Source organism: Micromonospora sp. NPDC050784 (assembly GCF_044456765.1).
Lineage (GTDB): Bacteria > Actinomycetota > Actinomycetes > Mycobacteriales > Micromonosporaceae > Micromonospora > Micromonospora foliorum.
Genome location: NZ_JBITGG010000014.1, coordinates 167,107 through 190,343, shown reverse-complemented (window position 1 = coordinate 190,343; position 23,237 = coordinate 167,107). Strand labels below are relative to the sequence as shown.

Genomic DNA, 23,237 nt, shown 5'->3' with positions numbered 1-23,237 from the left:
GGAGGCTCTGACCACTTTCAGCGGAAGCTCAGAGGCGCGGGTCCTGCTGAACCTTCAGGGCGTTGAGGATCGGGTCGCTCTCACCCTTGTCGCGGCGAAGCTCGATCGTCAGATCGCCACCGGCGTGCTCGACGGTGACCGTGTTCATGTCCGCGGTCAGCGCGCCCACCTTCGCCTGCACGTCGTGGTCGTAGAGCACGACCTTGCCGTCGGCCAGCACATCGAAGGCACGCGTGCCGGCCTTGACCTTCTCGATCTCGGCGAAGTCGAGGCCGATCCGGTACGTCCCGGCGGGGGCGTTCTTGAACACGTAGCTGAACGTCTGGCCGGTCCGCTGGGTGCGGAACAGCGCGTCGTCCTCGGTGCCGGCGATGTCGGCCCTGGTGGCACGAGCCTTGCCGCCGACGTAGCCCCACGGCCGCGAGCCGAGCCCCTGGTCGGGTGACCAGAAGACGCCGTCGGCACCGACGTACCCGGACCCGCCGACGTCGACGCCCTTCCAGTAGGCCGAGGTCGCCAGACGGACCGGCTTGAGCTGGGCTTCGCCCTTGCCGGCGTTCGTTGCCACGAGCAGGTCCCCGACGAGGACGCCGGGCTCGACGCCGGCGTTGTCGGCCGTGGCCGTGACCGTGGTGGACGTGCCGGCCGCGAGCGTGACCGTGCCGGTTGCCGCCGCGCCCGTGAGCGTCAGCCAGGGAAGGTCGGCGGTCTCGTGCCCACCGTCGCTGGTGCGCTTCTGCTCGCTGATCCGTACCTCGAGCGGGGCGGAGCCGTTGTTGGTCACGGTCACGTCAGCCGTCGTCTTCTGGTCCTTGTCGAGGAGCCAGTCGAGGTCACCTGCGGCGACGGTGGCGACGCCCGTGGTCAACGCCGTGTCGACCGTCTCGGCCTGATCCTTCTTGGCGATGGTCACCGGGTGGCTGGCGGTGACGTAGTTCGGCGCGTCGACCTGCACGGTGTTCTCGCCGACCAGCGCCTGGGCCTTCCACCGGCCCTTGGCGTCGGTCGTGATGACCCGCTCGCCGGCCGGCCCCTTGAGCGTGACGATCGCGCCCTCGATCGGCTTGCGGTCGTTCGCGTCGGTGACCGTGCCCTCGATCGTGCCCGCGGCCGGGAGGGTGTACTCCAGCCCCAGGCCTGCCTTCAGGACGGGTTGGTTGAAGGAGTGCTGGCTCGCGGGGTTGCGGGTCAGGCTCTCCACGCCGACCGTTGCCGACGACCCGCGGGTGAGCGGGTTGTCGCCGCCGACGCCGTCGCCGTACCCGATCTGGATCCGTCCGTCCGCGATCAGGGTGACCGAGAAGCTCACGCGGGCCGTCGGGTCACTGTAGAAGGCGACGTTGCGCCACTCGACGACCTGCGCCGCCAGCCCGTCCACCTCGGTCTTGCCGAAGTAGATACCCGCCTCGTCGTCGACGATGAGGTCGTCCCAGAGCGGATAGATCGCGTCGATCGGGTACGGCGACGGCAGTGCCGTGTTGCTCCCCGACGTGCTGGCGCGGTCGAAGGTCAGCGCGCCGTTCGTCGTCACGCACACGCCGTCCCAGGCCGTGTCGTAGAACGGAGCCAGGAAGCTGGAGTCGAACCACAGCACGCCGCAGAGGTCGTCGCCGTGCCACCCGGACTCCTCCGTGCCCTGGCGGTAGAGCCCGTCGGTCACCTTCATCGAGTACGAGCGACCGGCGGGGGCCACCGGCACGGGGCCCGGCTCCGGCTGCTCGGGCTGGGGCTCGGGCTCCACCGCGTCCGCGCGCGGGTCGAGCGTCACCCGCAACGCGGCAATGGTCGGGGGCTTCAGGCCCTTCGAGCCCCGCAGCTCCACGGTCAGCGGACCACCCTCGTGCTTCACGACGGCGCTGCGCCAGTCGGCGGCGTCCGGCCCCACGGCCCCAGCCGGGTCGTACGCGTACTCCGTCAGTGTTCCGTCCACGAGGACGTCGAACACCCGCTTGCCCTTGGCCACCTTCTCGATCTCGGCGAACCCGAGGTCGATCGCGTAGGTGCCCTTGGGCGCGTCCGGGAAGCGGTAGAACAACTGCTTGTCCGGCGTGGTGCGCTGCGACTGAAACAGTGCGTCGTCCGTCGTGCCGTCGATTCCGGCCTTCGTGGCGGTGACCTTCGTCTTCCCCTCGTAACCCCAGGCCTTCTTGCCGGCGGGCTGGTCGGCGGACCAGGTGTAGCCGGAGCCGTCGGTGAGCTTCGAGCCGCCGGCGTTGACGCCGACCTGGTACTTCGTGGTCGTGAGCGTGACCGGGACGTAGGTCTTGGACTGGCGTCCGGAGTCGGACCTGACCACGATGTTCGCGCCGAGGACCCCTGGCTTGGTGCCCTTCGCGGAGATCGAGACCTTGACGGTCGTCGACTGACCCGGGGCGAGGGTGCCGCCGGTCGAGGAGAGCGACAGCCACGGCAGGTCGGTGAGCAGATCGTCCTCGACGTCGACCAGCACGACGTCGTCGGCGACCTGGTCCGCCGCCCACAGCGCACCGGTCGAGTCGGTTTCGAGGCCGCCGCCCTGGCCCGCCTTCTGGCCGGGGAACCACCACGCGTTGACCAGCGAGCAGTCGTCGGGGTCGACCTGCAGCAGGCGGGTGGGCCGGTTCGAGGTGAGGTCGGTGTACCAGATGGTGTCGGACGCCTGGTTGTAGGCCAGACCCATCACCTCGGGCAGCGGCGGGGCGCAGAAGGACAGCAGCGCACCCGGGCTGTCGTGCGACGTCCCGGCGACGGTGCCGATCATGCCGTTCGCCCGGCCGCCGACGTAGAACACGTCCTCGGTCGGGTTGTAGGCGAGACCGGTCAGCTGCAGCGTGGACCAGTCACCCTTGATCTGCCGGGTTTCCTTCCCGGTCTCCCGGTTGAAGCAGTGGATGAAGCTGGCCGGGCTGTCCTCCATCTGGCACATGTCACCGGTCTTGGTGTCCAGCGCCATGTCGAACGCCCGGTACGCGGGGTTCCACGCCGCGTCGAAGACCTTCCCAGTCGGCTTACCCGTCACCGTCCAGGCGGTGTTGGTCCGCGCGTTGTAGTCGTGGACCCAGACGTCGCCGTCGTACCCGACGCCGGAGGGCTCCTTCTCCGCGATCGTGCCCGGAATGGCGATCCGGGTGATGACGTCACCGCCGGAGGTCGTACCGACCTTGGCGGCGGCCTGTGCCTCCGCGGCGCTCGCCGTCGCGGCCTTGCCGTCGACGTTCGACGGTTTCATGCCGCTCGCACCGGCCTTCCACGCGGCGAGGTCGATCGTGCTGGCCGCACCCTTCCCGGTGCGCTCGGTGGCGCCGGCGGCGTCGAGCTCGGGGTGGCGCGCGGCCTCACCCAGGTCGTACGTGAGTGGGGCGGAGCCGTTGTTGCTAAGCGTCAGCGAGCCCACGCCGTTCTGGTCGGTGCCCAACAGCGCGTCGAGGCCGTCGGCCTTCAGGCCGGCGGCGCCCGTGGTCAGGCGCGCGTCGATCTTCGCCTTCGCGTAGAGCTTGTCGAGGGAGAACGGGTACGCCGCGGTCGTGTAGTTCGGCGCGTCGACGGTCATGGTGTAGTCGCCGACCGGAAGCTGACGGTGCACGACGCCGGTCCCGTTGGTCGTGACGGCCTCGACGAGCCCGTCCTTGTTGCTGAAGGAGACCTTGGCGCCGGCCACCGGCTGCCCGTCGTTCTGGTCGACGACCGTCGCGTCGAGGTACCCGAAGTCAGGCATGTCGTAGGTGACGACCATCCCGTCGCGCAGCACCGGGGCCTTGTCGGAGAACCGGATGCCGTCGACGCCGGCCCAGCCCTGGATGCCGGTGACGGCGTGCGCGCCAGCGGTCACCGGGTCGTCGGACCCGACGCCGTCGCCGTACCCGAAGATCACCGTGCCGGAGCGGGTGAGCGTGGCCGAGAAGCTGACCGGCTCCGTGTACTCCGTGCGGTCCGGATAGGCCCAGAGCTTGGCGTTGCGGTACTCGACGACGAACGCGTCCTCGCCGTTGACCTTGGTGGCTGCCGTGAAGACTCCTCCGCCGGGGGCGAACTCGACGGGGGTCTCGACGTAGAACGGGAAGATGCCCGCCCCGCCATAGCCGGGTCCGGTAGCGCCGTCCGGGGCGATCACACCGCGCAGGCCGACGCCGAGGCTGTCGTGGCTGCCGTTGTAGAGCGCGATCGGGAACGGCAGCTGCACCGTCGCCCACACGCCACTGCCGAACGCGACCGGGTCGGTGCCGCGCAGGTATTCGCCGTCGGAGACGGCGCAGCTGTAGCCGCCCTTGTCGACGACGAGCCCGACGGGGTACTCGCGCGACTCGTTCTGCGCGCCGACGGCCAGCGGCACGGTGGTGGGGGAGAAGCAGGCGTTGGGCTTGATGCCCAGCGTGTACCCGCCCTCGGGCACAGCGGTGATCGTGAACGCGCCGTTGGCATCCGTGCGTACCGGCTTCAGCGGCGTGTCGTTGACGGAGACGTCGGCGTTCGGGACGGGCCGCTTCTTGTCGTCGACGACCCGGCCGCTGATGTCGTGTCGCACGGCGGCCGTGAGCGGCAGCTTGACGGAGGTGTCCTGGCCGAGGGTGATCGTGACGTTGGCGGTCGCGGTCAGGTAGCCGAAGACCTTGGTGCTGAGCTGGTAGTCACCGACCGGGAGGTTCGTCGTGAACCGGCCGTCCTTGTCGGTGCCGATCGACCGGCTGAACGGCCCGCTGATCGTCACCTCGGCCGCGGGGACCGGGGCGCCGTCGGCGGTGACGACACCGGTGAGGGTGCCGCCCTGACGGGGTGCGAGCTCGAGCAGGCGGACGAGGTCGAGCCGGCCCTCGCCGTACTTGTTGTTGACCTCGGCGGTGCCGCCGCACTCGGTGTCGTCGACGTCGACCGCCGACTCGCCGAGCAGGCGGCGGGTCTCCTCGACCTGTCCGATGAGGGTCGGGTCGTAGCTCCACAGCGCCGCGACGGCGCCGGCGACGTGGGGTGCCGCCATCGAGGTGCCGGACATCTCGACGTAGCTGTCGCCCGGGTAGGACGAACGGACGCCGTCGCCCGGAGCGGAGATCTCGGGCTTGATCCGGCCGCCTTCGCCCTCGCCCTTGCGGGAGAACGACGCGAGCGTGCCGTCCGACGAGTAGGCGCCGACGGAGTAGGCGCTCGGGGCGGAGCCGGGGGAGGAGACGGTGTCGCAGTCCGCGTACGGCGTGGTGTTGCCCGACGACCAGACGCTGAACATGCCCGCGGCGCTCCAGGCCTCGTCGATGGCCTGGAAGAAGTCGTCGAAGCTGTGCTCGACGGTCTGGCCCCACGAGTTGTTGATGACGTGGGGGCGCTTGGACGGGTCGGGGTTGTTGCCCTGGAGGTCGGTCGGGGCGAGCAGCCACCAGCCGGACCGCAGCAGCGACTCGACGCCGGTGCTGTCGCAGCAGCCGTTCGTCGCGATCCACTGTGCGTCCGGCGCGACGCCGACGTGGTTGGTGCCGTCGTCACCGACCATGGTGCCCATGGTGTGCGTGCCGTGGCCGTTGTCGTCGCACGGTGCTCCCGTGCACGTGCCCCGGGTGGCCATCCAGTTGTAGTTGTGGTCGATGGTGCCGTCGGGCTTCGCGCCACGGTACTGGTGCGTCAGGGCGGGGTGGTCGAACTGGACGCCCGAGTCGAGGTTGGACACCGTGATGCCCGCGCCGGTGGCGCCCATGGCCCACGCCTCGGGGGCGTGGATGGCGTCCAGACCCCACGAGACGTTCCCTGCCTCGGCGGCCTTCTTCGGGGCGGCGGGGCGGGCAGCCTGGTCGTTAGGGATCTTCTCGTCAACCGGCTCGACCAGCGCGACCTGCGGCGTCGCGTGGATCTCGGCGACCTGCACCTTCGAGGCCACGTTGAGGGCGAGCTTCTCGGTGCCTCCCTTGACGAGCACCGCGTTGGCGATCGGGTAGGAGGTGTACTTGACGCCCGCCCGGTCGAGGTCACTGGAGACGGATGCCAGGGAGTCCTTCGTCGCCGCGATCAGCGCGTCGTAGACGAACCGACCGCGGGCGGTCCAGTCGGTGAGCTTCTTTGCCGGCCCGAGGTCGGCCTTGGTCTCGAACGTGATCCAGAAGTCGGAAGCCGGCTGGGTGCGGAAGCGGTCCTTCAGGCTCGAGGCGATCTTGTTGGCGGCGGCGCCTGGATCCGGCTCAGCGGCAGACGCCGGTGGTGCCTGGACCATGCTCAGGCCGACCGCTACGGCCAGCGAAGCCGCGAGGGCTTTGAGTTTCATGAGAGTCCTTCGACCTACAGGGGTTGGTAGGGGTCGTGGTTCTTGTGGTCGTCGGCACCGTCGCCGTCAACGTCACGGGCGTCGGGGGCGCTGACGCGCGGCTCCCGGGGCAGCTCGGGTGGTGGCAGGCGCTCGATGGCGGAGTCGTCACCCGCGACACGTCGCTCAGGCATGCATTGCCCAACGGCTATGAATCATCCAGTCATGCTCGGCGGGCCGAGTGACCGTCGCTATCCAGCGGATACGTCAATTTTCACGACGCGTCGTCGAGGGAGTCCTCTTCTGCGAACACTCCTGCCTCCACCGCCTTGACCGCGAGCGCGGTCCGGGAGCTCACCTTCAACTTGCGCATCGCCGCACGCAGCTGCTGATCCACCGTGGCCGGTGACTTGGCCAGGATCCGGCTGATCTCCCGGTTCGTCTTGCCGGCGACGACCAGTTGGACCACGTCGAGCTCGCGTGGTGAGAGCTGGTCGCCGTACCCGCGCCGGCCGCCGCGCCACAGTCGCGGGACCTCGGCGCCGTGTTCACGAAGCCGCTGTGCGACCCGGTCGGCATCGCCGCGGGCTCCGAGCCTGAACAGTTGCTCGTACTGTGCCGCCAGCAGCTCTCGGCCCTGTTCGATCTGGCCCTGCGCGATGAGCGCCTCGGCTTGCCGCTCGCGGGCGAGCATCGCGTCGTAGGGGCGCGGCAACGCACTCCAGGCGCGCGCCGCCCGACCGTAGGCCGTCGCCGCGCGGGCGTGGTCTCCGGAGGCGGCGAGCAGCAGGGCACGGCACACGGTGAGCGCTGCGCGAGGCGCAGGTGCCGTACGGCCACGCAGCCCTCTGGCGAACTGGCCGCCCAGGCGTGTCGCGGCCTTCAGATCCCCTGCGGCGAGGTGCGCCTCGATCCGGGCGGGAACGAGGTCCGTCGCCCAGACCCAGATGCCTTTCCTCCGGACGGTGTCCATCGGCTCGTTCGTGATCTGCAACGCCCGGGCGCTGTTTCCGTCCGTCAGCCACAGTCTGGCCAGTGCGGCGGCGGCCTCCATCGTGTCGTCGGCTGCGCCGAGACGCGCGGACTCCTCGAGGACCAGCCGGAACTGCTCCTCGGCTACGCGCCGCCGTCCGGCTGCGGCCGCCAGTCGGGCAGCGAGGCGAATGCTGCCGAGGTAGTGCGCCGGCCGGTCTCGGTCGGCATCGGCGAGGGCCGCGCTCCGCTCCGCGAGACCCTCCCACCGTCCGGTCAGCCACGCCAGGTTGGCCTGTTCGAGTACGACGTTGTGGTGCAACCGGGATGCCTGCTCGGCCTCGGCGAGGCGCATGGCCACGGCGAGATGTTCCTCGGCGTCGGCGTACCGGCCCCAGATCAGCGCGCCGGTCCCGACATTCGCGTGGATGCGGGCGACGTCGAGGCGCTCCGCCGTGGTCGCGCCGTCGATGGGCAGGTCGGCGACGACGTCCCAGGCCTCCTCTTCGCCGAGCATGAGCAACGCCGCGGCCCGGTTGCCGGCCAGGTTCAGCCGCTCCGCGGGAGAATCGAAGTCGGCGGTGAGTTCAGCGGCGCGATCCAGCCAACGCCGATGGGTCGACGCGGGCCACGGTCCCGCATAGGCCCAGCCAAGGTAGGTCATTGCCCGAGCCGCCTCGACCGGGTCGTGGTCGAGGTTGGCCACCGCCTGCTCCAGCTCGCTGAGCGCCGCCTGCGCCTCACCCCCGGTGATCAGGAGCCGACCCAGGGGGTTGCGGATCTCGGCCTGCTGGCGGGCTGAGAGACCGGGGGTCTCCAGCACCGAGCGCAGCGTACGGATCACCCGGTGGTAGACCTCGTCGACAGGTTCACGACGGCCCAGCGCGGCAACTCCGGCCATGCGCGCGACCCGTGCCCGGTCCACCGGCGCCAGCACGGCCCACGTCAACAGATCGACCAGCAGGTCGACCGCCTTGGTGTGGTCACCCGAGGCCATGGCCAGCTCGGCACTCTGCTCGGCGTACCGCGCCCAGGACCGCGTCTCGCCCGCCTCACGGAAGTGGTGGGCGAGGCGTGCCACCGGCGGCGGATGGATGTGCTCCACGGCCCGGCCGGCCAGCAGGTGGAGGTGTCTGCGGTCGGTCAACGGGATCGCCTCGTAGACAGCCGTGGCGGCCAGCACATGCCGGAAGCGCCACCGGCCGCGGTCGTCTCCGTCCAGGACACCGGCGCCGGCCGCCTCAGCGACAGCGCCTCGGCACGCAGCCGGTGACAGACCGGCGGTCATCGCGATCGTGGCCACCGATGACCGCTCAGCCAACGTCGCCGCAGCTCGCAAGACCAGCTGCGCCGTCGGCGACAGGCGGCCCACCCGCTCCCGGGTGGAGTCGCGCACCGTTGGCGGCACCTGTAGCTCGCGCAGCTTCAGCCGGACCCACTGTCCGTCGCGGAAGACGAGGTCGGCCCGGTCGCACATGAGGCGAACCGATTCCTCCACGGCCAGCGGAACGCCACCGGTCCGCTCGTGCATGAACGTCGTGAACTCCTGTGATATCGGGTTGCCGTACAGCATCGAGGACACCAGCGCCGCCGTGTCGTCGGGTCGCATCGGTGCCAGGGCGATCCTCAGCTGGGTCACGCCAGCGGGCAACCGGGACGTCAACCGCAGCAACAGCGACCCGTCGTCCACCTCCTCCGGTCGGTAGGAGACCACGAGGCTGGGCCCGTGCGACTGCTGTTGAGAGGTGACGAACAGCAGGAACTCCAAGGTCACCTCGTCGGCCCAGTGCGCGTCCTCGAGCACGAGAACGTCGACACGCAGAGCCCGCAGCAACTCGTCGAGGGCGCGGAACAGGCGATGCCGTGCCGCCTTCGCATCGTCCAGGGGCTGCAACGCGGGCGGCAGGTCCGCGGACCATTCCGGGAACAGGGGCCGTAACGCACCCGCGAGCTCGGTGAGCCGCAGTCGCGACACCGGACGGTCGATCCCACGGAACGCGTCGACGATCGGCCCCAACGTCAGCGACTCGCGAAGCGGTGGGCACACCGAGACCAAGGCGGTGCGCTGGTCCGGCGCGGCCAACCACTCTCGCAGCAGTCGGCTCTTCCCGATCCCCGCCTCGCCCTCCACCAGCACGATCGCCGGTGGCCGGGCCAAGGCGCCCCGAAGCGCCGCCATCTCCCGATCACGACCCACGAAATGTGGCGTGGAGACGGTCGGTGAGGTCCCGTCCTCGGGCGAGGGGTCGAGCATGCGTGATGATCTCGCTTTTCCCTGCTCGGACACAAGTACCACCGCGGCGACGGACGCCACTAACCCTGTTGCCGGTTGGGGCGGGACTGCCTAGCTTGCTCATCGTGGAGAACAAGGGGCACAGCGCAGACAGGTGCGCCGGGTGAGCGGTCGCCTTCGCGAGATTGCCCGGCAGACGGTTGCGATCGCTGATTCGGGTCACTATCGCAATGGCGCCGGTGACGAGGTCGACATCGGCGAGGCGGTACGTGCCGCAGTCGCCGGCACTCGTCTCCACCTGCCGGACGAGGTGCCCGTGGCCGGGAACGCGGAGCCCGGCGGAGGCAGAGTGGAGGTGACGAACGAGTCGACGCTGCAGGCGGCACGTCGGCTGGCGCCCGGAGCGGCCTGTCTGGTGTTCGCCTCGGCCAAGAACCCGGGTGGCGGGTTCCTGGGCGGAGCGAAGGCGCAGGAGGAGAGCATCGCCCGCTCCTCGGCGCTGTACCCGTGTCTCCTTGCCGCCCCGGAGTTCTACGCGTTCCACCGCGAACAGCGGGACCTGCGGTACAGCGACCGAGTCATCTTCTCCCCGGACGTGCCGGTGTTCCGGGACGACAAGGGCAGTCTGCTCGACCAGCCGTACACGACGTCGTTCCTGACCGCCGCGGCGCCGAACCTGGGCGCGATCCTCCGCAACCAGCCCGAACACGTTGCGGACGTACCGGCGGTGCTGGCCCGGCGTGCTCGCCGGGTGCTGGAGGTCGCGGCCGCCCACGGACATCGGACGGTGGTGTTGGGCGCGTGGGGGTGCGGGGTGTTCCGCAACGATCCCGCTACCGTCGCCGACGCCTTGGCCTCCGCGCTGCGGGAGGTCGATCGCTTCGACCACGTGGTGTTCGCCATCCTCGACAACCTCCCGGGAACACCGGTGTACCGCACGTTCGCGGAACGCTTTCCGGGAACGCCGCGGTGAAGGCGACCGAGACCCGCGTTCACCCGGTCACCACCGTTGCGACGGCAACGACGGGTTGATCGACAGGACGTAGCGGGTGTTGGGGCAGAATGAGATTCATGCCCTCGTCGCGAGATGATGCTGTGCCGGAGCAGCCGTTGACGACTGACGTGACGCTCGCCCGTATCAACGAGGGTGTCCAGCTGCATCATGCTCAGGGCCGGCGTGAGGCTGCCCGTGACGTGTTCACGCAGATCTGGGACGAGATCGGCGGAGAACGAGGCGATCCTCTGCACGTTTGCGTCCTCGCGCACTCGGTGGCTGACGTGCAGGACGACGTCGAGCAGGAGTTGATCTGGGATCAACGCGCGCTGGCGGCGGCCGACCTGCTCACCGATGCCCGGTTGGCGCAGGCCGGCGTGCCGATGTCAGTGGCGGCCCTGTATCCGTCGTTGCACCTCAGTCTGGCCGAGTGCTACCGCAAGCTCGGCGAACTCGACCGTTCCCGCGAATACCTCAAGCGTGCACAGGCGGGGATCGGCGCGCTGGGCGATGACCAGTACGGGCAGCTCATCAAGGGCGGCCTGGATCGGCTGACTCAGCAGCTGACCTCCAGGTAGACGCGCGCCGCCGTTGGTCGGCCGGCGGCCGGCGGCTTGACCGGACAATGCTCTGGATCACGGGCCGGACGACAGCGGCACACACTCGGTTCGTCCAACAGGACAACGAGCACCTGTGGCACGTCTCCAACGGCGTGTTTGCCGGCCGGGCTGCTAGGCGACGGCGGAGACCAGTGGGGGCACCTGCTGGGCGTGACCGAAGCGGGGGCACGGGCGAGGATGGGGTGGTGGGGGTGACATCCGGGATCTGTGGGGAGCGGTCGGCCAACGGTACGCGGACAATGTCGGGATGAAGCGAGAGGTACGCGTGATGCGGTTGAGCGGGACGCGCGCCAACGGCGCGGTGGCGACGGGCGCGGCGGCTACAGGCGCGCGGGCTGCGGGGGCGGCCTCGCTCGGTGCTCTCGCCGTGGGGGCGCTGGCCGTTGGGGCGGTGGCCGTCGGGGCGCTGGTCATCGGGCGGCTGGCGATCCGCCGGGCGGTCGTGCGGGAGCTGCGCGTCGGCCGGTTGGAGATCGACGAGCTGGTGGTGCAGAGCCGACCCACCGCTGATGGATAACGCACTCCGGCGGTGCCCAGCTGGACCTGGCCCGGCTTGAGCGCAAGCGGTACGAGGCGAGGTAGGCGTCACGAGTGGCTGCGTGGCGTGCCGACTCGCCGGATCAACCCGAGGTCCTGATCCACTCCCCGAAGACGCGCGTGAACATCCGGGCATACCCCCAGGGGGTATGTTGAGGGGGAGGAGGCGATGAGGATGTCGCAGGAGGACGGGCACCATCGGATGCAGCCCCCGGGTGGGACGGTGGACCAACACGACCACCACGGTGATCACGGAAGCCGCCGAGGGGACCCGGGCGGACAGCCTGTACAGCCCGGCACCCACGACGGCCATGCCGGGCATGACAAGCACGCCGGGCACGACCCGGAGATGTTCCGCCGCAAGTTCTGGCTGAGCCTGGTCTTGACGGTGCCGATCGTGGTGACCAGTCACATGGTGATGGGCTGGTTCGGCTATCGGCTGGACTTTCCGGGTGTCGACTGGGTGGGCCCGGTGCTGGGCACGGTGGTGTTCGTCTACGGCGGGTGGCCGTTCCTGCAGGGCGCGGTGCGGGAGGTCCGTGACCGGGCGCCGGGGATGATGCTGCTGATCGCGATGGCCATCACCGTCGCGTACGTGGCCTCGGCGGCGACCGCGCTGGGCGTGTTCGACCTGGACTTCTGGTGGGAGCTGGCGGCTCTGGTCACGATCATGCTGCTCGGGCACTGGCAGGAGATGAAGGCCATCGGTCAGGCCCAGGGCGCCCTGTCGGCCCTGGCCGCGCTGCTGCCGGACGACGCCGAGCGCCTCGACGGTGACGGACAGCCCGAACGGGTGCGGGTCAGCGACCTGGGCGTCGGCGACGTGGTCCTGGTGCGCCCCGGTGGGCGGGTGCCGGCCGACGGGCGCATCACCGACGGCCGGGCGGAGCTGGACGAGTCCATGATCACCGGCGAGTCCCGGCCGGTCGGCCGCGAACGCGGCGACCGGGTGGTGGCGGGCACGGTCGCCACCGACGCGGCCATCCGGGTGCGCGTCGAGGCCGTTGGCGACGACACCGCCCTGGCCGGCATCCAACGCCTGGTCGCGCAGGCCCAGCAGTCCAGCGGCAGGGCCCAGGTCCTGGCTGACCGGTTCGCGGCCTGGCTGTTCTACATCGCCACCGTCACCGCCGCCGCGACGCTGCTGATCTGGACCCTGATCGGCAACCTCGACGAGGCCGTCGTACGCACCGTCACGGTGCTGGTGATCGCCTGCCCGCACGCGCTGGGCCTGGCCATCCCGCTGGTGATCGCCCTGTCCACCGCCGTCGCCGCGAAGGGCGGCATCCTGGTCAAGGACCGCCTCGCCCTGGAGCGGATGCGCACCATCGACACGGTGCTGTTCGACAAGACCGGCACCCTGACCCGTGGCGAGCACGTCGTCGCCGGTGTCGCCGCCACCGGCGGCGTCAGCGAGACCGACGTGCTGGCCATCGCGGCGGCGGTGGAGGCCGACAGCGAACACCCCCTCGCACGGGCCATCGTCACCGCGGCCGCCCAGCAGGGCACCCGACGCACCGCGACCGGTTTCCAGTCGCTGACCGGTCGCGGGGTCCGCGCCGATGTCGACGGCGTCAGTTACGCCGTCGGCGGACCCGCCCTGTTGCGCGAACTCGACGCCACGGCACCCGGCGACCTCGACGAGCACCGGGCCGAGTGGTCCCGGCGGGGAGCGGCGGTACTGCACCTGCTGCGCCTCGACGGCGGGCAGACAAGCGTCATCGGCGCCCTCGCCCTGGAAGACCAGATCCGCCCCGAGGCGCGCCAAGCCATCGCCGACCTACGGCAGCAGGGCATCCGCAAGATCGTGATGATCACCGGGGACGCGCGGCCGGTGGCCGAGGCGGTCGCCGCCGACCTGGGTTTCCGGCCGGGTGAGGACGAGGTGTTCGCCGAGGTGCTGCCCGCCGACAAGGACGAGGCGGTCGGTGAGCTGCAACGCCGGGGCCTGCGGGTGGCGATGGTCGGTGACGGCGTGAACGACGCTCCCGCGCTGGCCCGCGCCGACGTCGGCATCGCCATCGGCGCGGGCACCGACGTCGCCATCGAATCCGCGGGCGTCGTGCTCGCCTCCTCCGACCCGCGCGGGGTCACCGGAGTCATCCGGCTCTCGCGCGCCTCCTATCGCAAGATGATCCAAAATCTGGCCTGGGCCGCCGGCTACAACGTCGTCGCCCTGCCCTTGGCCGCTGGTGCTCTGGCCTGGGCCGGAGTGAGCCTGAGTCCCGCGGTCGCCGCGGTGCTGATGTCCGCCTCCACCATCGTGGTCGCGCTCAACGCCCAGCTGCTGCGCCGTGTGCAGCTACGCCACCCGGATGATTCAGGTTTGGATCGTGGGTTCGCCCCGAAGGGTTCGGCACCGGCCCGTTAGCGTGCGGCGCATGACACCGCCAGCAGCGCGAACGTGGTGAGGAGGATCAGCCGGTTGCCGCGGGACTGCGCGCCAGTGGCCGTACGTCCAATCAGTGGGCTGGTGGGTTGGGACGCGCGGGGCGCCCGGCGTAGGGCGGGCCCGGCCGCACGGCAAGCCGGCCGCTCGGCTTGAGTGACCGCGAGGCCACGGCAGGGCCGGCCTTTGGTGATGTCGTCCCAGCAGCATAATCTCCGGCATGTCTGCTGGAGCGAATCGTGTCGACGATGCTGCCGACGTGGGGCAGGTGGCCCCCACCACCGGTCGATCCCCGGTGGCGGCGAGCATTGGTCAGGCGTGGCGGCTGGTCGTTGGGTTCGGTGTGGTGAGCCTGGCCGCGGACATGGTGTACGAGGGTGCCCGCTCAATCTACGGGCCGCTGCTGGCCTCGTTGGGCGCGTCGGCTGTCGTCGTCGGCCTGATCACCGGCGCCGGGGAGGCCGCGGCGTTGCTGCTGCGCCTGGTGTCCGGCCCGATGGCGGACCGGACCCGCCGGTACTGGACCCTGACGATCGTGGGGTACGGGCTGACCGCGGTCTGCGTACCGCTCCTTGCGGTGACCCCGACTCTGGGCGGCGCCGGCCTGGCAGTGGCCGCGGTGCTGATCCTCGCCGAACGGCTCGGTAAGGCCATCCGCAGCCCGGCCAAGTCGGCGCTGCTTGCTGATGCCGCGAGCCGGGTCGGGATGGGCCGCGGGCTCGGCGTGCACAAAGCCCTCGACCAGGTCGGCGCGTTCGCCGGTCCGCTGCTGGTCGCCGCGGTCGTCGCGGTGACCGCCGGCGCACTGTGGCCCGGGCTGGCGGCGCTGACCGTCCCGGCCGTGGTGGCGATGCTCCTGCTGATCACGCTTCGGGCGCGGGCCCGTGCCGCTCCGGCAGAGCCCGACACCAGCACCAGGTCAGGAGCCGCGGCGACGACTGGTCGGGAACCGTTGCCGGGCAGATTCCACTGGTTCGCAGCGGCGATGGCGGTGTGTACCGCGGGTCTGGTGACCTTCGGGCTGGTCGGTTTTCATCTGGTCCGCGCGGGCGTGGTCGCGACCGCGGCGGTGCCGCTGATGTACGCGGCGGCGATGGCCGCAGGCGCGCTCGCCGCGCTGCTGACCGGGGTGCTCTACGACAGGGTCGGCCCGCGGGTTCTGGTGGCGCTACCCGCCATGATCGCCGTCGTGCCGCCGCTGGCCTTTGGGGGCGGCCTGCCGGCGGCGGTGTTCGGGGTCGTGGTCTGGGGCGCTGCTGTCGGGCTGCAGGACTCCACCGTCAAAGCCATGGTCGCCGATCTCGTGCCACGGGAGCGGCGGGCCACCGCGTACGGCATCTTCGCCGCTGTGCAGGGCGCCGGAGCCCTGGCCGGCGGTGCCGGGGCGGGGCTGCTCTACGACCGCTCGGTGCCGAGCCTGATCGTCGCCGTGGTGCTTGCCCAGGCCGTCGCTCTGATCATGCTTGTCGGCGTACTGGCACGGACCCGCCAGCACCGACGCGACCCTTCCTAAACCCGGCTGCTGCTTCAGGTGCGGCCGGCGGAGGTGTGGGTCATGCGGGGGATATCGATGTGTTGGCCCGCTCGTAGTCCTCGTCGGTGACGGGTTCGAGCCAGGTGGTGGGGTCGCTGCCGTCCGGCTTGGCCTCGAGCATGGCCAGGTGGCTCATGAAGGTGGTGGCGGCTGCGCCGTGCCAGTGCTCCTCTTCGGGTGGGCAGACAACGGTCTCGCCGGCGTGGATTCGCACCACGTCGCCGTCGCGGGTGCCGACCAGGCCGACGCCCTCGGTGACGTGCAGGGTCTGCCCGACGGCGTGCGAGTGCCAGTTGGTGTGGGCGCCGGGGGTGAACCGCACGAGCGCGATGGTCATCCGCGACGGACCGGTACCGGTGTGGATCGGCGTCAGGTAGACATCGCCGGTGAACGCTGCGGCAGGCGTCTTCACGGTCGCGCCGACGGGCTTGAGTTCCATATCGCGTTCCTCAGTGTCGAAGATCAGCAGGGGCATCTCTGACGCGCGACGGCTGCCGCTGGGCGGCGACAACCCCTCGCGGCCAGGGTTACGTCATCCATCGAACCTGCTCCGAAAGGCCGCTGGGAGGGCTTATCGAAACAGGTAATGACAGGGACCCTCTGGTCGGTCCCGCGGGTCGTAGCGTTGCCGGCATGGACAACCAGGACGCCGCCCGCGAGTTCCTGGCCTCCCGGCGCGCCAGGATCACCCCCGAACAGGCCGGACTGCCCGATTTTGGCGGCACCCGCCGGGTGGCCGGGCTGCGCCGCGCCGAAGTCGCCATGCTCGCTGGAGTCAGCCCGGATTACTACACGCGCCTCGAGCGCGGCAACCTGTCCGGCGTCTCCGACAACGTTCTGGACGCCATCGCCCGCGCCCTGCAGCTCGACGACGCCGAACGGTCGCACCTGCACGATCTCGCCCGTGCCGCGAACACCACGTCGCGCTCCCGGCGGCGCCCGGCCAAGCAGCAGGTCCGGCCAGGTATTCGGAGCTTGTTGGAGGCGATGGCCGACGCGCCGGCCTTCGTTCGCAACGGTCGCCTCGACATCCTCGCGATCAACCGCCTCGGCCAGGCGCTGTATGCCCCAGCCTTCGAGAAGCCGAGCCGGCCGGTCAACCTCGCTTGGTTCTGCTTCCTCGACCCGGCGGCCGGCGACCTCTATCCCGACTGGGATGAGGCCGCCGACACCACCGTCGCCCTGCTGCGCACCGAGGCCGGCCGCGACCCGTACGACCGGGCGCTGACCGACCTTGTCGGAGAGCTCGCCACCCGCAGTGACGAGTTCCGGGTCCGGTGGGCCGCCCACAACGTGCGTATGCACCAGACCGGCACCAAACACTTCCAGCATCCGATCGTCGGTCGGCTCGACCTCGCCTTCGAAGCTCTGCCCATGCCCGCCGACCCGGGCCAGACCCTCACCGCCTACAGTGCCGAACCGGGCACCCCGGCCCACGACGCCCTCCGCATGCTCGCCAGCTGGGTCGCCACCAGCACGATCGAGGCCCCGGCGGACCAACCCTGAGATGCCGGCCGACACGCAGGGCGGAACCGACTGGGTCAGGCCGACGCCGCGGCGTCGTCGTGCGCCAGCGAGCTGGACAGCTCACGGTAGGCGCCGACCTGCGCCAGCAACTCGTGGGCTTTCTGCTCGACGACGGCGACCGCGTCCGCGCCGGCGACCCAGCGCAGCGGCGGCTCATCCCGGTCGATGACGGCGACCAGCGCCTTCGCGAACTTGGCGGGATCGCCGGCCTGCTTGCCGTTCATGCTCTTCCAGCCGTCGATCGTCGGCGCGGTGCGCGCGGCGTAATCGCCGATCGACACGTCCGGCCAGGCCGTCGACGCTTCCTCCAACAGTTCGGTACGGAAGAATCCCGGCTCGACGATCGTGGTCCTGATGCCGTACGGGGCCACGTCGAAGCGCAGCGACTCCATCCAACCCTCCAGAGCGAACTTCGCCGTCGCGTACGCCACGCAGAACTCCTGGCCGACCAGACCGGCCGTCGAGCTGATCGTGACGACGTGACCGGAGCGTTGCGCGCGCAGCAGCGGCAGGGTCGCCCGGGTGACGTTCAGCGGGCCGAACAAATTCGTCTCCACCTGCGCGCGGAACTTCTCCGGGCTGATCTCCTCGAAGTAGCCGGCCTGGAATGTGGCCGCGTTGTTGACCAGCACGTCGATGCGGCCGAACCGCGTCACAGCGGCCTCGACCGCCGCCTCCGCGCTGGCCGGGCTGGTGATGTCCAGCTCAGCGACCAGCAGGTCGTCGTGCTCACCGAGCACCTTGGCCACCGCCTCGGTGTTCCGGCCGGTCGCTACCACCTGGTGACCGGCGGCGAGCGCGGCCTTGGCGATGTCGACACCCATACCGCGCCCGGCGCCGGTGACGAACCATACGGCTCTCGTACTCATGTCTGTGGTGTCCTATTCGCTCGTGACGACGGCGGGTGATCCCGTCTCCGATGCCCTCCAGATCGCTACGATCCATCGAACCCGCGCCGACGCCGCCGAGACAGTGACTGGCGAAGCAAGTAATGACAGGACCCCCAACCGCAGGATGTGTTGGTGAAATCTGGCATTCGAGACAACCGCGTAGGGATCCGCGTGCGCTCTCGCCGCGCCTGCCGTCGTGGTGGTCGTGCACCGCAGGGAAGGGCGCCGGTCTCAGGCATCTGACAGCAAGTCGATCCAGCGCTCTCCGTACTGTCCGGATCGGACCCCGCCGCTTGAAGACGGGCGGGCTGATCACGTTGTTCCAGCGGCGGACGAGGATGGGAAAATGACGAGGAACACGCGCTTGACCTTGGCGTTGATCGCTTTGGTGGTGCTCGTGGTCGGCGGTCTGCTGGCGGTCAATCGTCCCGACCAGCCGCCTGCTGCGACCACTGACGCTGGCGCCATCGAGTCGACGGTGCTGGTGCGCGAGGACAGCCATCGCCTGTCCTCCGCAGCCGACGGCAAGGTGACGCTTGTGGAGTTCCTCGACTTCGAGTGCGAGTCCTGCGCCGCCGCGTACCCGGCGGTCAAGCAGATCCTGGCGACCTATCAGGACCGTATTACTTTCGTCGTCAGGTACTTCCCGATCCCGAGCCACCCGAACGCGGATCTGGCTGCCCGCACCGCTCAGGCCGCCGCGAACCAGGGCCGCTTCGCCGACATGTACATCCAGTTGTTCGAGAACCAGAACAGTTGGGGCCACAAGGAGCAGGCACAGACGGAGGTGTTTCTCGGCTACGCCCGCGCTCTCGGCCTGGACCTGCCGCGCTTCCAGCGGGATCTCGACGACCCCGCCACTGCCACGCGGGTTGCCAAGGACAAGGCCGACGGCACGGCGGCCGGTGTGCAGGGCACCCCGACGTTCTTCCTCAACGGCCGGAAACTGACCGACCTGCGCGGCCAGGACGACCTTGTCGCCGCCATCGACGCCGCGCTGGCCGAATGAGCGCCGCCACCGTCGATCCGGCCGCCGACGTGACCTCATCCGAACAGGGGTTCCTGTCCCGGGCCACCGCCTGGATCTGCGCCGTAGGTGGCGTTGTCGGGTTGCTCGCCGCCGCGATCCTCATTGTCGAGAAGATCAACCTGCTCGCAGATCCCGGTTACGTGCCGAGCTGCAGCATCAACCCGATCTTGTCCTGTGGCTCGGTCATGAGCACATCCCAGGCCGAGGCTTTCGGGATCCCCAACCCCCTGATCGGTATCGCGGGGTTCGCCGTGGTCAGCACGATCGGCGTCGTCCTACTGACGGGTGTGCGACTGCCCGAATGGCTCTGGCTGGGACTGCAGGCCGGTGCGACGTTCGGCGTGGTCTTCGTGCACTGGTTGATCTACCAGAGCCTCTACGTCATCGGCGCGCTGTGCCCGTACTGCCTGCTCGTCTGGGTCGTCGCCATCCCGATCTTCCTGTACGTCACGCTACGCACCCTGCGCCAGCACGGTGTTGCGCTTCCCCGGCCCGTGCGGCGCGTCGCCGCCGTGACTGCCAGCTACCACAGCCTCATCCTCACCGCCTGGTACGTGGTCATCCTGCTCGCGATCCTGCACCGCTTCTGGGATTACTGGATCACGCTCGTCTAGCCCGTCCGCGCTTCTGGGCCCCGCCCCATGGCAGTCGCGGCGGTGGCCGAAGGAGCCTCCCGCGTCCGCAGGTTCCGCTCAGCGGTTGTCGGTGGAGCAGCACTCGGCGACGTCGCCGGGTGCGGCGGGGGAGCGCAGGGCAGCGCCGGGGGCGCAGCAGGCGTCGCCACGCCAGGCTTCGCGGCCTTCCTTGACTGCCACCGCGGCGATGATCAACGCGGCCGCGGGGTCGGCCCACCACCAGCCGAACAGCGAGTTGACCGCGAGCCCGACCAACAACACCGCCGAGAGGTACGTGCACAGCAGGGTCTGCTTGGAGTCCGCGACGGCGGAGGCCGACCCGAGTTCGCGTCCGGCGCGACGTTGAGCGGCCGACAGGACCGGCATCACCGCCAGGGACACCGCGGCCAGGACCAGACCGATCGTGGAGTGCTCCGCGCGGTCCGCGCCGACGAGCGCGCGCATCGACTCCACGGACACGTACGCGGCCAGAGCGAAGAACGACAACGCGATGACCCGCAGCGCGGCGCGCTCCCGGCGTTCGTGGTCGGGTCCGGAGAACTGCCAGGCCACGGCGGCGGCCGAGGCCACCTCGATGACGGAGTCGAGCCCGAACCCGATCAGCGCGGTCGAGGAGGCCATCCTCCCGGCGCTGATGGCGATGACCGCCTCGATCACGTTGTAGGTGATTGTCGCGGCGACGAACAGGCGCACCCGCCGGATCAGGATCGACCGGCGGGCCGGCGACGGCCCAACTGACAGCAGTGGAAGTGGCGCATTCATCAGCGGCACCCCTCGGATTCAACGGCGGGGCAGGCGGCTGGATCGACGGCCAGGACCAGGCCGAGGAGGTCTCCGAGGGCGTGCGCGAGGCGGGCGTCAGCCAGTTCGTAGCGGCTACGCCGGCCCTCTGGCACCGCGACGACGAGCCCGCAGCCCCGCAGGCACGCCAGGTGGTTGGACAGGTTCTGCCGGCTGGTGCCCAGCAGGTCGGCGAGGTCCGCCGGGTATCCAGGCCCCTCGCGCAGCGCGAGCAGGAGCCGGGCGCGGACCGGGTCGGACAGGGCGTGACCGAAGCGGGCCAGGACCTGTCCGTGCGTCAGGGTCTCCACCACCCGAAAGTACATCATCGGGTGAATAAACAGGATGCTGAACTATCGGTCGCGGGCCTTGACGTGGCTCGAACCAGTCATCTGCCTACCGGTATCGGCGGCGTCGGTAGGCGATGATCGCGAGGGTGGCCGCCGTGCTGGTGGCGGCGAGGATCGGTACGGGTTTCGCGCGGATGGAGCTGCCGATTCTGGTGGACGCGGCGCGAGCGGAGGTGATGAGGGTCGACTCGGCTTTGCCGCTGGTCTCTGCGCCGGCTTTCGCTGAGTCGTGTATCGCGCTGGTGGCCCGTTGGGCTTGCTGCGCGACCGGCTTGGCGCGCTGAGAGGCCTTCTGGCTCATCGTGTGGGCCAGCTGTGTTGCTCTGGTCTTCGCCGACTGGCCGGCTTGGGTGACCCGCTGTCGGAGTCCGCCGGCGGCGGTGGTGGCTTTGGTGCGCGCACGGGCTTTGACGTCGGTCTTGGCGGCCAATGCGGCTACGGTTTCGCCGAGTTCGGCGCGGGTCTGCTGGATGTCGCGTCGGGTTCGATCCGGGTCGCTGCTTGCGGGTGGTGTGCTCATGGCTGTCTCCGGCTTGCTGCCCCACGTATCGTCTCGGCGTCGGCTCGTAGGCTGTCTCTGGTAGCTGCGGGTGTGGCGGGCAGGGCCTCGCTGACCTTGTTTTTTCCGCGTTGGGCGGCGATGGCGGCGGCGATGGCGAGGATCACCGTGACGATCAGGGCGGCAACGGCGTCGGGCATGATCGCGGCCAGGGTCAGCACGATGGTGGCGACGGCGGTCGCGCCGGCGAAGAGGCCGAGCATGGCGCCGCCGCCGAGCAGCCCGACGCCGGTGCCTGCGCGTTTGCCCTTGGCGGTCATCTCCGCCCGTGCCATTGTGAGCTCGTCGCGCACCAGCCGGGTGATCTGGTCGGTGGCGCGCTGCACCAACTCGGCGACCGGCGTGTCAGCAGACGCGGCGCCGGGGCTGCCGCTAGGTCGTTCTGGCATCAGTCTCACATCTCTCTCGCCGGACGTGCTCCGAGACGCTGCGCGGGTCAGTTGCGCGGCGGCGCGGGCAGGCTGACAGGAGGTCCCTGCGGCGACGCGTCGATCCGTCCGCCGAGCGGCCGAGTGAGTTCAGCGTCGAGCGGGCCACCGACATCTGTCGGGAAGGCACCATCCTGGCCGCGACGTCGGAGCGTGAGTGTGCCCGCCGCTCCGGTTAGCGCGCCGACCGCGAAGGCAAGGATGAGCGCTCGTCGCGCGGTGGACTTCCTCTTTCGTGCCATGACTACCCCCTGAACCCATCGTGCCTGCATAGTCCTGATTGTCAGACTCGGCCGACCAAGCTACGGGCCTAATCGGCGGACATGCATGAGCGGAGTCTCACCCACCTCGGGGGCCGTGAGCCGGTTTCCCGGTGGAGAAGGCGGCTCTGAGGAAGACTGAACATCAGTGGCGGTGCGCTTGCTCGATCTCTGCGGGACCACGCGTGAGTGCGTACCCCTGTCTTGGCTGACGGCGGAGTCAGTGAGCTGGTTGCCGTGGCTTACAAGGAGTGGCGACGGTGAGTGATACAGATCTTGACGCCCGCAGTGACCGTGGCAGTGCTTACGCCGACCTGTCCCGCCTGGTCCGGGGCGCGGGTCTCCTCGACCGGCAGCCCCGCCGTTACGCGGCGCGGGTGACGGTGTTGCTGGGTTGTCTCGCGCTGATGGGTGTGGTGTTCGTCCGGCTCGGGTCGTCGTGGTGGCAGACGGCTACCGCAGCGGGCATCGCAGTGCTGTTCGCGCAGCTGGCGTTCCTCGGTCACGACGCCGGGCATCGGCAGATTTTCCGGTCCCGGCGGGCGAACGACGTGGTCGGTTTGGTTTGCGGGAACCTGGTGACCGGGATCAGCTATGGGTGGTGGGTTGACAAGCACAACCGCCACCACGCCCACCCAAACACCGAGGGCCGCGACCCCGACCTGGCGGTGGCTCCGCTGTCGTTCATCCCGGGGCAGGTCGCGACGCAGGGCGGCTTACGGGCGCTGTTCGTCCGGCACCAGGCGGCGCTGTTCTTTCCCCTGCTGATGATGGAGGGTCTGCATCTGCATGCCGCCAGCGTCCGGGCGGTCGTTTGGCGCGGCGGACTCAGGCGCCGACGGACAGAGGCCGGACTGCTCGTCCTACACTTCGCCGGCTACCTCGCGGCCGTGCTCCTGGTCCTGAGTGTTCCCCAGGCGATCGTGTTCATCCTGGTCAATCAGGCTCTCTTCGGCCTCTACCTGGGCAGCTCCTTCGCCCCGAACCACAAAGGGATGCCCATCCTGACCGAGGCCGACACCCTCGACTACCTACGCCGGCAGGTCCTCACCTCCCGCAATGTGCGCGGGGGCCGGCTCCTCGACGCACTACTCGGTGGCCTCAACTACCAGATCGAACATCACCTCTTTCCCAGCATGCCCCGGCCGAACCTGCGCCACGCCCAGCCACTGGTCCGCCAGTTCTGCACCGAACATGGCGTCGCCTACCACGAAACGACCCTGATCCAGTCCTGGGCCCAAGGGCTGGCACACCTGCGGACAATCGGGGCCGGATCGACCCCACCGGACAACGACTGAATCCG

Annotated in this window: 18 protein-coding genes; 9 read left to right on the top strand and 9 right to left on the bottom strand. The window is 69.9% G+C overall.

Features of this window, described 5'->3' with window-relative positions:
* Nucleotides 1-28: 28 nt before the first annotated feature.
* From ACIBD9_RS20515 to ACIBD9_RS20505, 3 genes are all read right to left on the bottom strand, one after another.
* Nucleotides 29-6,217: a S8 family serine peptidase gene (locus ACIBD9_RS20515; protein ID WP_396719800.1), complete on the bottom strand. Its 6,189-nt coding sequence runs from the start codon at nucleotides 6,215-6,217 to the stop codon at nucleotides 29-31.
* A 14-nt stretch (nucleotides 6,218-6,231) separates the two neighbouring features.
* Complete coding sequence (locus tag ACIBD9_RS20510) at nucleotides 6,232-6,390, bottom strand: hypothetical protein (RefSeq protein ID WP_396719799.1); 159 nt, start codon at nucleotides 6,388-6,390, stop codon at nucleotides 6,232-6,234.
* Nucleotides 6,391-6,470: 80 nt separating this feature from the next.
* The gene (locus ACIBD9_RS20505) at nucleotides 6,471-9,422 is read right to left on the bottom strand and encodes an ATP-binding protein (protein ID WP_396719797.1); all 2,952 of its coding nucleotides are present in this window, start codon (nucleotides 9,420-9,422) and stop codon (nucleotides 6,471-6,473) included.
* Nucleotides 9,423-9,564: 142 nt separating this feature from the next.
* Between ACIBD9_RS20505 and ACIBD9_RS20500 the strand changes: the two genes are divergently transcribed.
* The 5 genes from ACIBD9_RS20500 (at nucleotide 9,565) to ACIBD9_RS20480 (ending at nucleotide 15,454) form a co-directional block, all read left to right on the top strand.
* The gene (locus tag ACIBD9_RS20500; RefSeq protein WP_396719795.1) at nucleotides 9,565-10,374 is read left to right on the top strand and encodes a TIGR02452 family protein; all 810 of its coding nucleotides are present in this window, start codon (nucleotides 9,565-9,567) and stop codon (nucleotides 10,372-10,374) included.
* Between the two features lie 122 nt (nucleotides 10,375-10,496).
* The gene (locus ACIBD9_RS20495; RefSeq protein ID WP_396719794.1) at nucleotides 10,497-10,973 is read left to right on the top strand and encodes a hypothetical protein; all 477 of its coding nucleotides are present in this window, start codon (nucleotides 10,497-10,499) and stop codon (nucleotides 10,971-10,973) included.
* A 289-nt stretch (nucleotides 10,974-11,262) separates the two neighbouring features.
* Complete coding sequence (locus ACIBD9_RS20490; RefSeq protein WP_396719792.1) at nucleotides 11,263-11,532, top strand: hypothetical protein; 270 nt, start codon at nucleotides 11,263-11,265, stop codon at nucleotides 11,530-11,532.
* A 222-nt stretch (nucleotides 11,533-11,754) separates the two neighbouring features.
* On the top strand, nucleotides 11,755-13,923 hold the full coding sequence (locus ACIBD9_RS20485; RefSeq protein ID WP_396719830.1) for a heavy metal translocating P-type ATPase: 2,169 nt from the start codon (nucleotides 11,755-11,757) through the stop codon (nucleotides 13,921-13,923).
* Between the two features lie 238 nt (nucleotides 13,924-14,161).
* Nucleotides 14,162-15,454 (top strand): MFS transporter, encoded by a 1,293-nt coding sequence (locus ACIBD9_RS20480; RefSeq protein ID WP_396719790.1) that lies wholly within the window; start codon nucleotides 14,162-14,164, stop codon nucleotides 15,452-15,454.
* A gap of 40 nt (nucleotides 15,455-15,494) precedes the next feature.
* Here the strand turns inward: ACIBD9_RS20480 and ACIBD9_RS20475 are convergent, their stop codons facing one another.
* A complete protein-coding gene (locus tag ACIBD9_RS20475) occupies nucleotides 15,495-15,914 on the bottom strand; it encodes a cupin domain-containing protein (RefSeq protein ID WP_396719788.1) in 420 nt (139 codons plus the stop codon).
* A 194-nt stretch (nucleotides 15,915-16,108) separates the two neighbouring features.
* Here ACIBD9_RS20475 and ACIBD9_RS20470 point away from each other — a divergent pair, with 194 nt between their 5' ends.
* Nucleotides 16,109-16,981, top strand: a complete 873-nt coding sequence (locus ACIBD9_RS20470) for a helix-turn-helix transcriptional regulator (protein ID WP_396719786.1) — start codon at nucleotides 16,109-16,111, stop codon at nucleotides 16,979-16,981.
* A gap of 35 nt (nucleotides 16,982-17,016) precedes the next feature.
* Here the strand turns inward: ACIBD9_RS20470 and ACIBD9_RS20465 are convergent, their stop codons facing one another.
* Entirely contained in the window at nucleotides 17,017-17,871 is an 855-nt protein-coding gene (locus ACIBD9_RS20465) for an SDR family oxidoreductase (protein ID WP_396719784.1), read from the bottom strand.
* Between the two features lie 367 nt (nucleotides 17,872-18,238).
* Here ACIBD9_RS20465 and ACIBD9_RS20460 point away from each other — a divergent pair, with 367 nt between their 5' ends.
* Both ACIBD9_RS20460 and ACIBD9_RS20455 read left to right on the top strand, forming a co-directional pair.
* Nucleotides 18,239-18,901 (top strand): DsbA family protein, encoded by a 663-nt coding sequence (locus tag ACIBD9_RS20460; RefSeq protein WP_396719828.1) that lies wholly within the window; start codon nucleotides 18,239-18,241, stop codon nucleotides 18,899-18,901.
* On the top strand, nucleotides 18,898-19,536 hold the full coding sequence (locus ACIBD9_RS20455) for a vitamin K epoxide reductase family protein (protein WP_396719782.1): 639 nt from the start codon (nucleotides 18,898-18,900) through the stop codon (nucleotides 19,534-19,536). Before ACIBD9_RS20460 ends, ACIBD9_RS20455 begins: the two co-directional genes overlap by 4 nt.
* Before the next feature lie 78 nt (nucleotides 19,537-19,614).
* On the opposite strand, the gene ACIBD9_RS20450 is transcribed toward ACIBD9_RS20455, so the two are convergent.
* The 4 genes from ACIBD9_RS20450 to ACIBD9_RS20435 form a co-directional block, all read right to left on the bottom strand.
* On the bottom strand, nucleotides 19,615-20,319 hold the full coding sequence (locus ACIBD9_RS20450; RefSeq protein ID WP_396719780.1) for a cation transporter: 705 nt from the start codon (nucleotides 20,317-20,319) through the stop codon (nucleotides 19,615-19,617).
* Entirely contained in the window at nucleotides 20,319-20,663 is a 345-nt protein-coding gene (locus tag ACIBD9_RS20445) for an ArsR/SmtB family transcription factor (RefSeq protein ID WP_396719826.1), read from the bottom strand. Before ACIBD9_RS20445 ends, ACIBD9_RS20450 begins: the two co-directional genes overlap by 1 nt.
* A 70-nt stretch (nucleotides 20,664-20,733) precedes the next feature.
* Entirely contained in the window at nucleotides 20,734-21,207 is a 474-nt protein-coding gene (locus ACIBD9_RS20440; RefSeq protein WP_396719778.1) for a DUF3618 domain-containing protein, read from the bottom strand.
* Nucleotides 21,204-21,635 (bottom strand): phage holin family protein, encoded by a 432-nt coding sequence (locus ACIBD9_RS20435; protein ID WP_396719776.1) that lies wholly within the window; start codon nucleotides 21,633-21,635, stop codon nucleotides 21,204-21,206. Before ACIBD9_RS20435 ends, ACIBD9_RS20440 begins: the two co-directional genes overlap by 4 nt.
* Nucleotides 21,636-22,311: 676 nt before the next feature.
* On the opposite strand from ACIBD9_RS20435, the gene ACIBD9_RS20430 reads away from it, so the two are divergent.
* Nucleotides 22,312-23,232, top strand: a complete 921-nt coding sequence (locus ACIBD9_RS20430) for a fatty acid desaturase family protein (RefSeq protein ID WP_396719774.1) — start codon at nucleotides 22,312-22,314, stop codon at nucleotides 23,230-23,232.
* Nucleotides 23,233-23,237 lie beyond the last annotated feature (5 nt).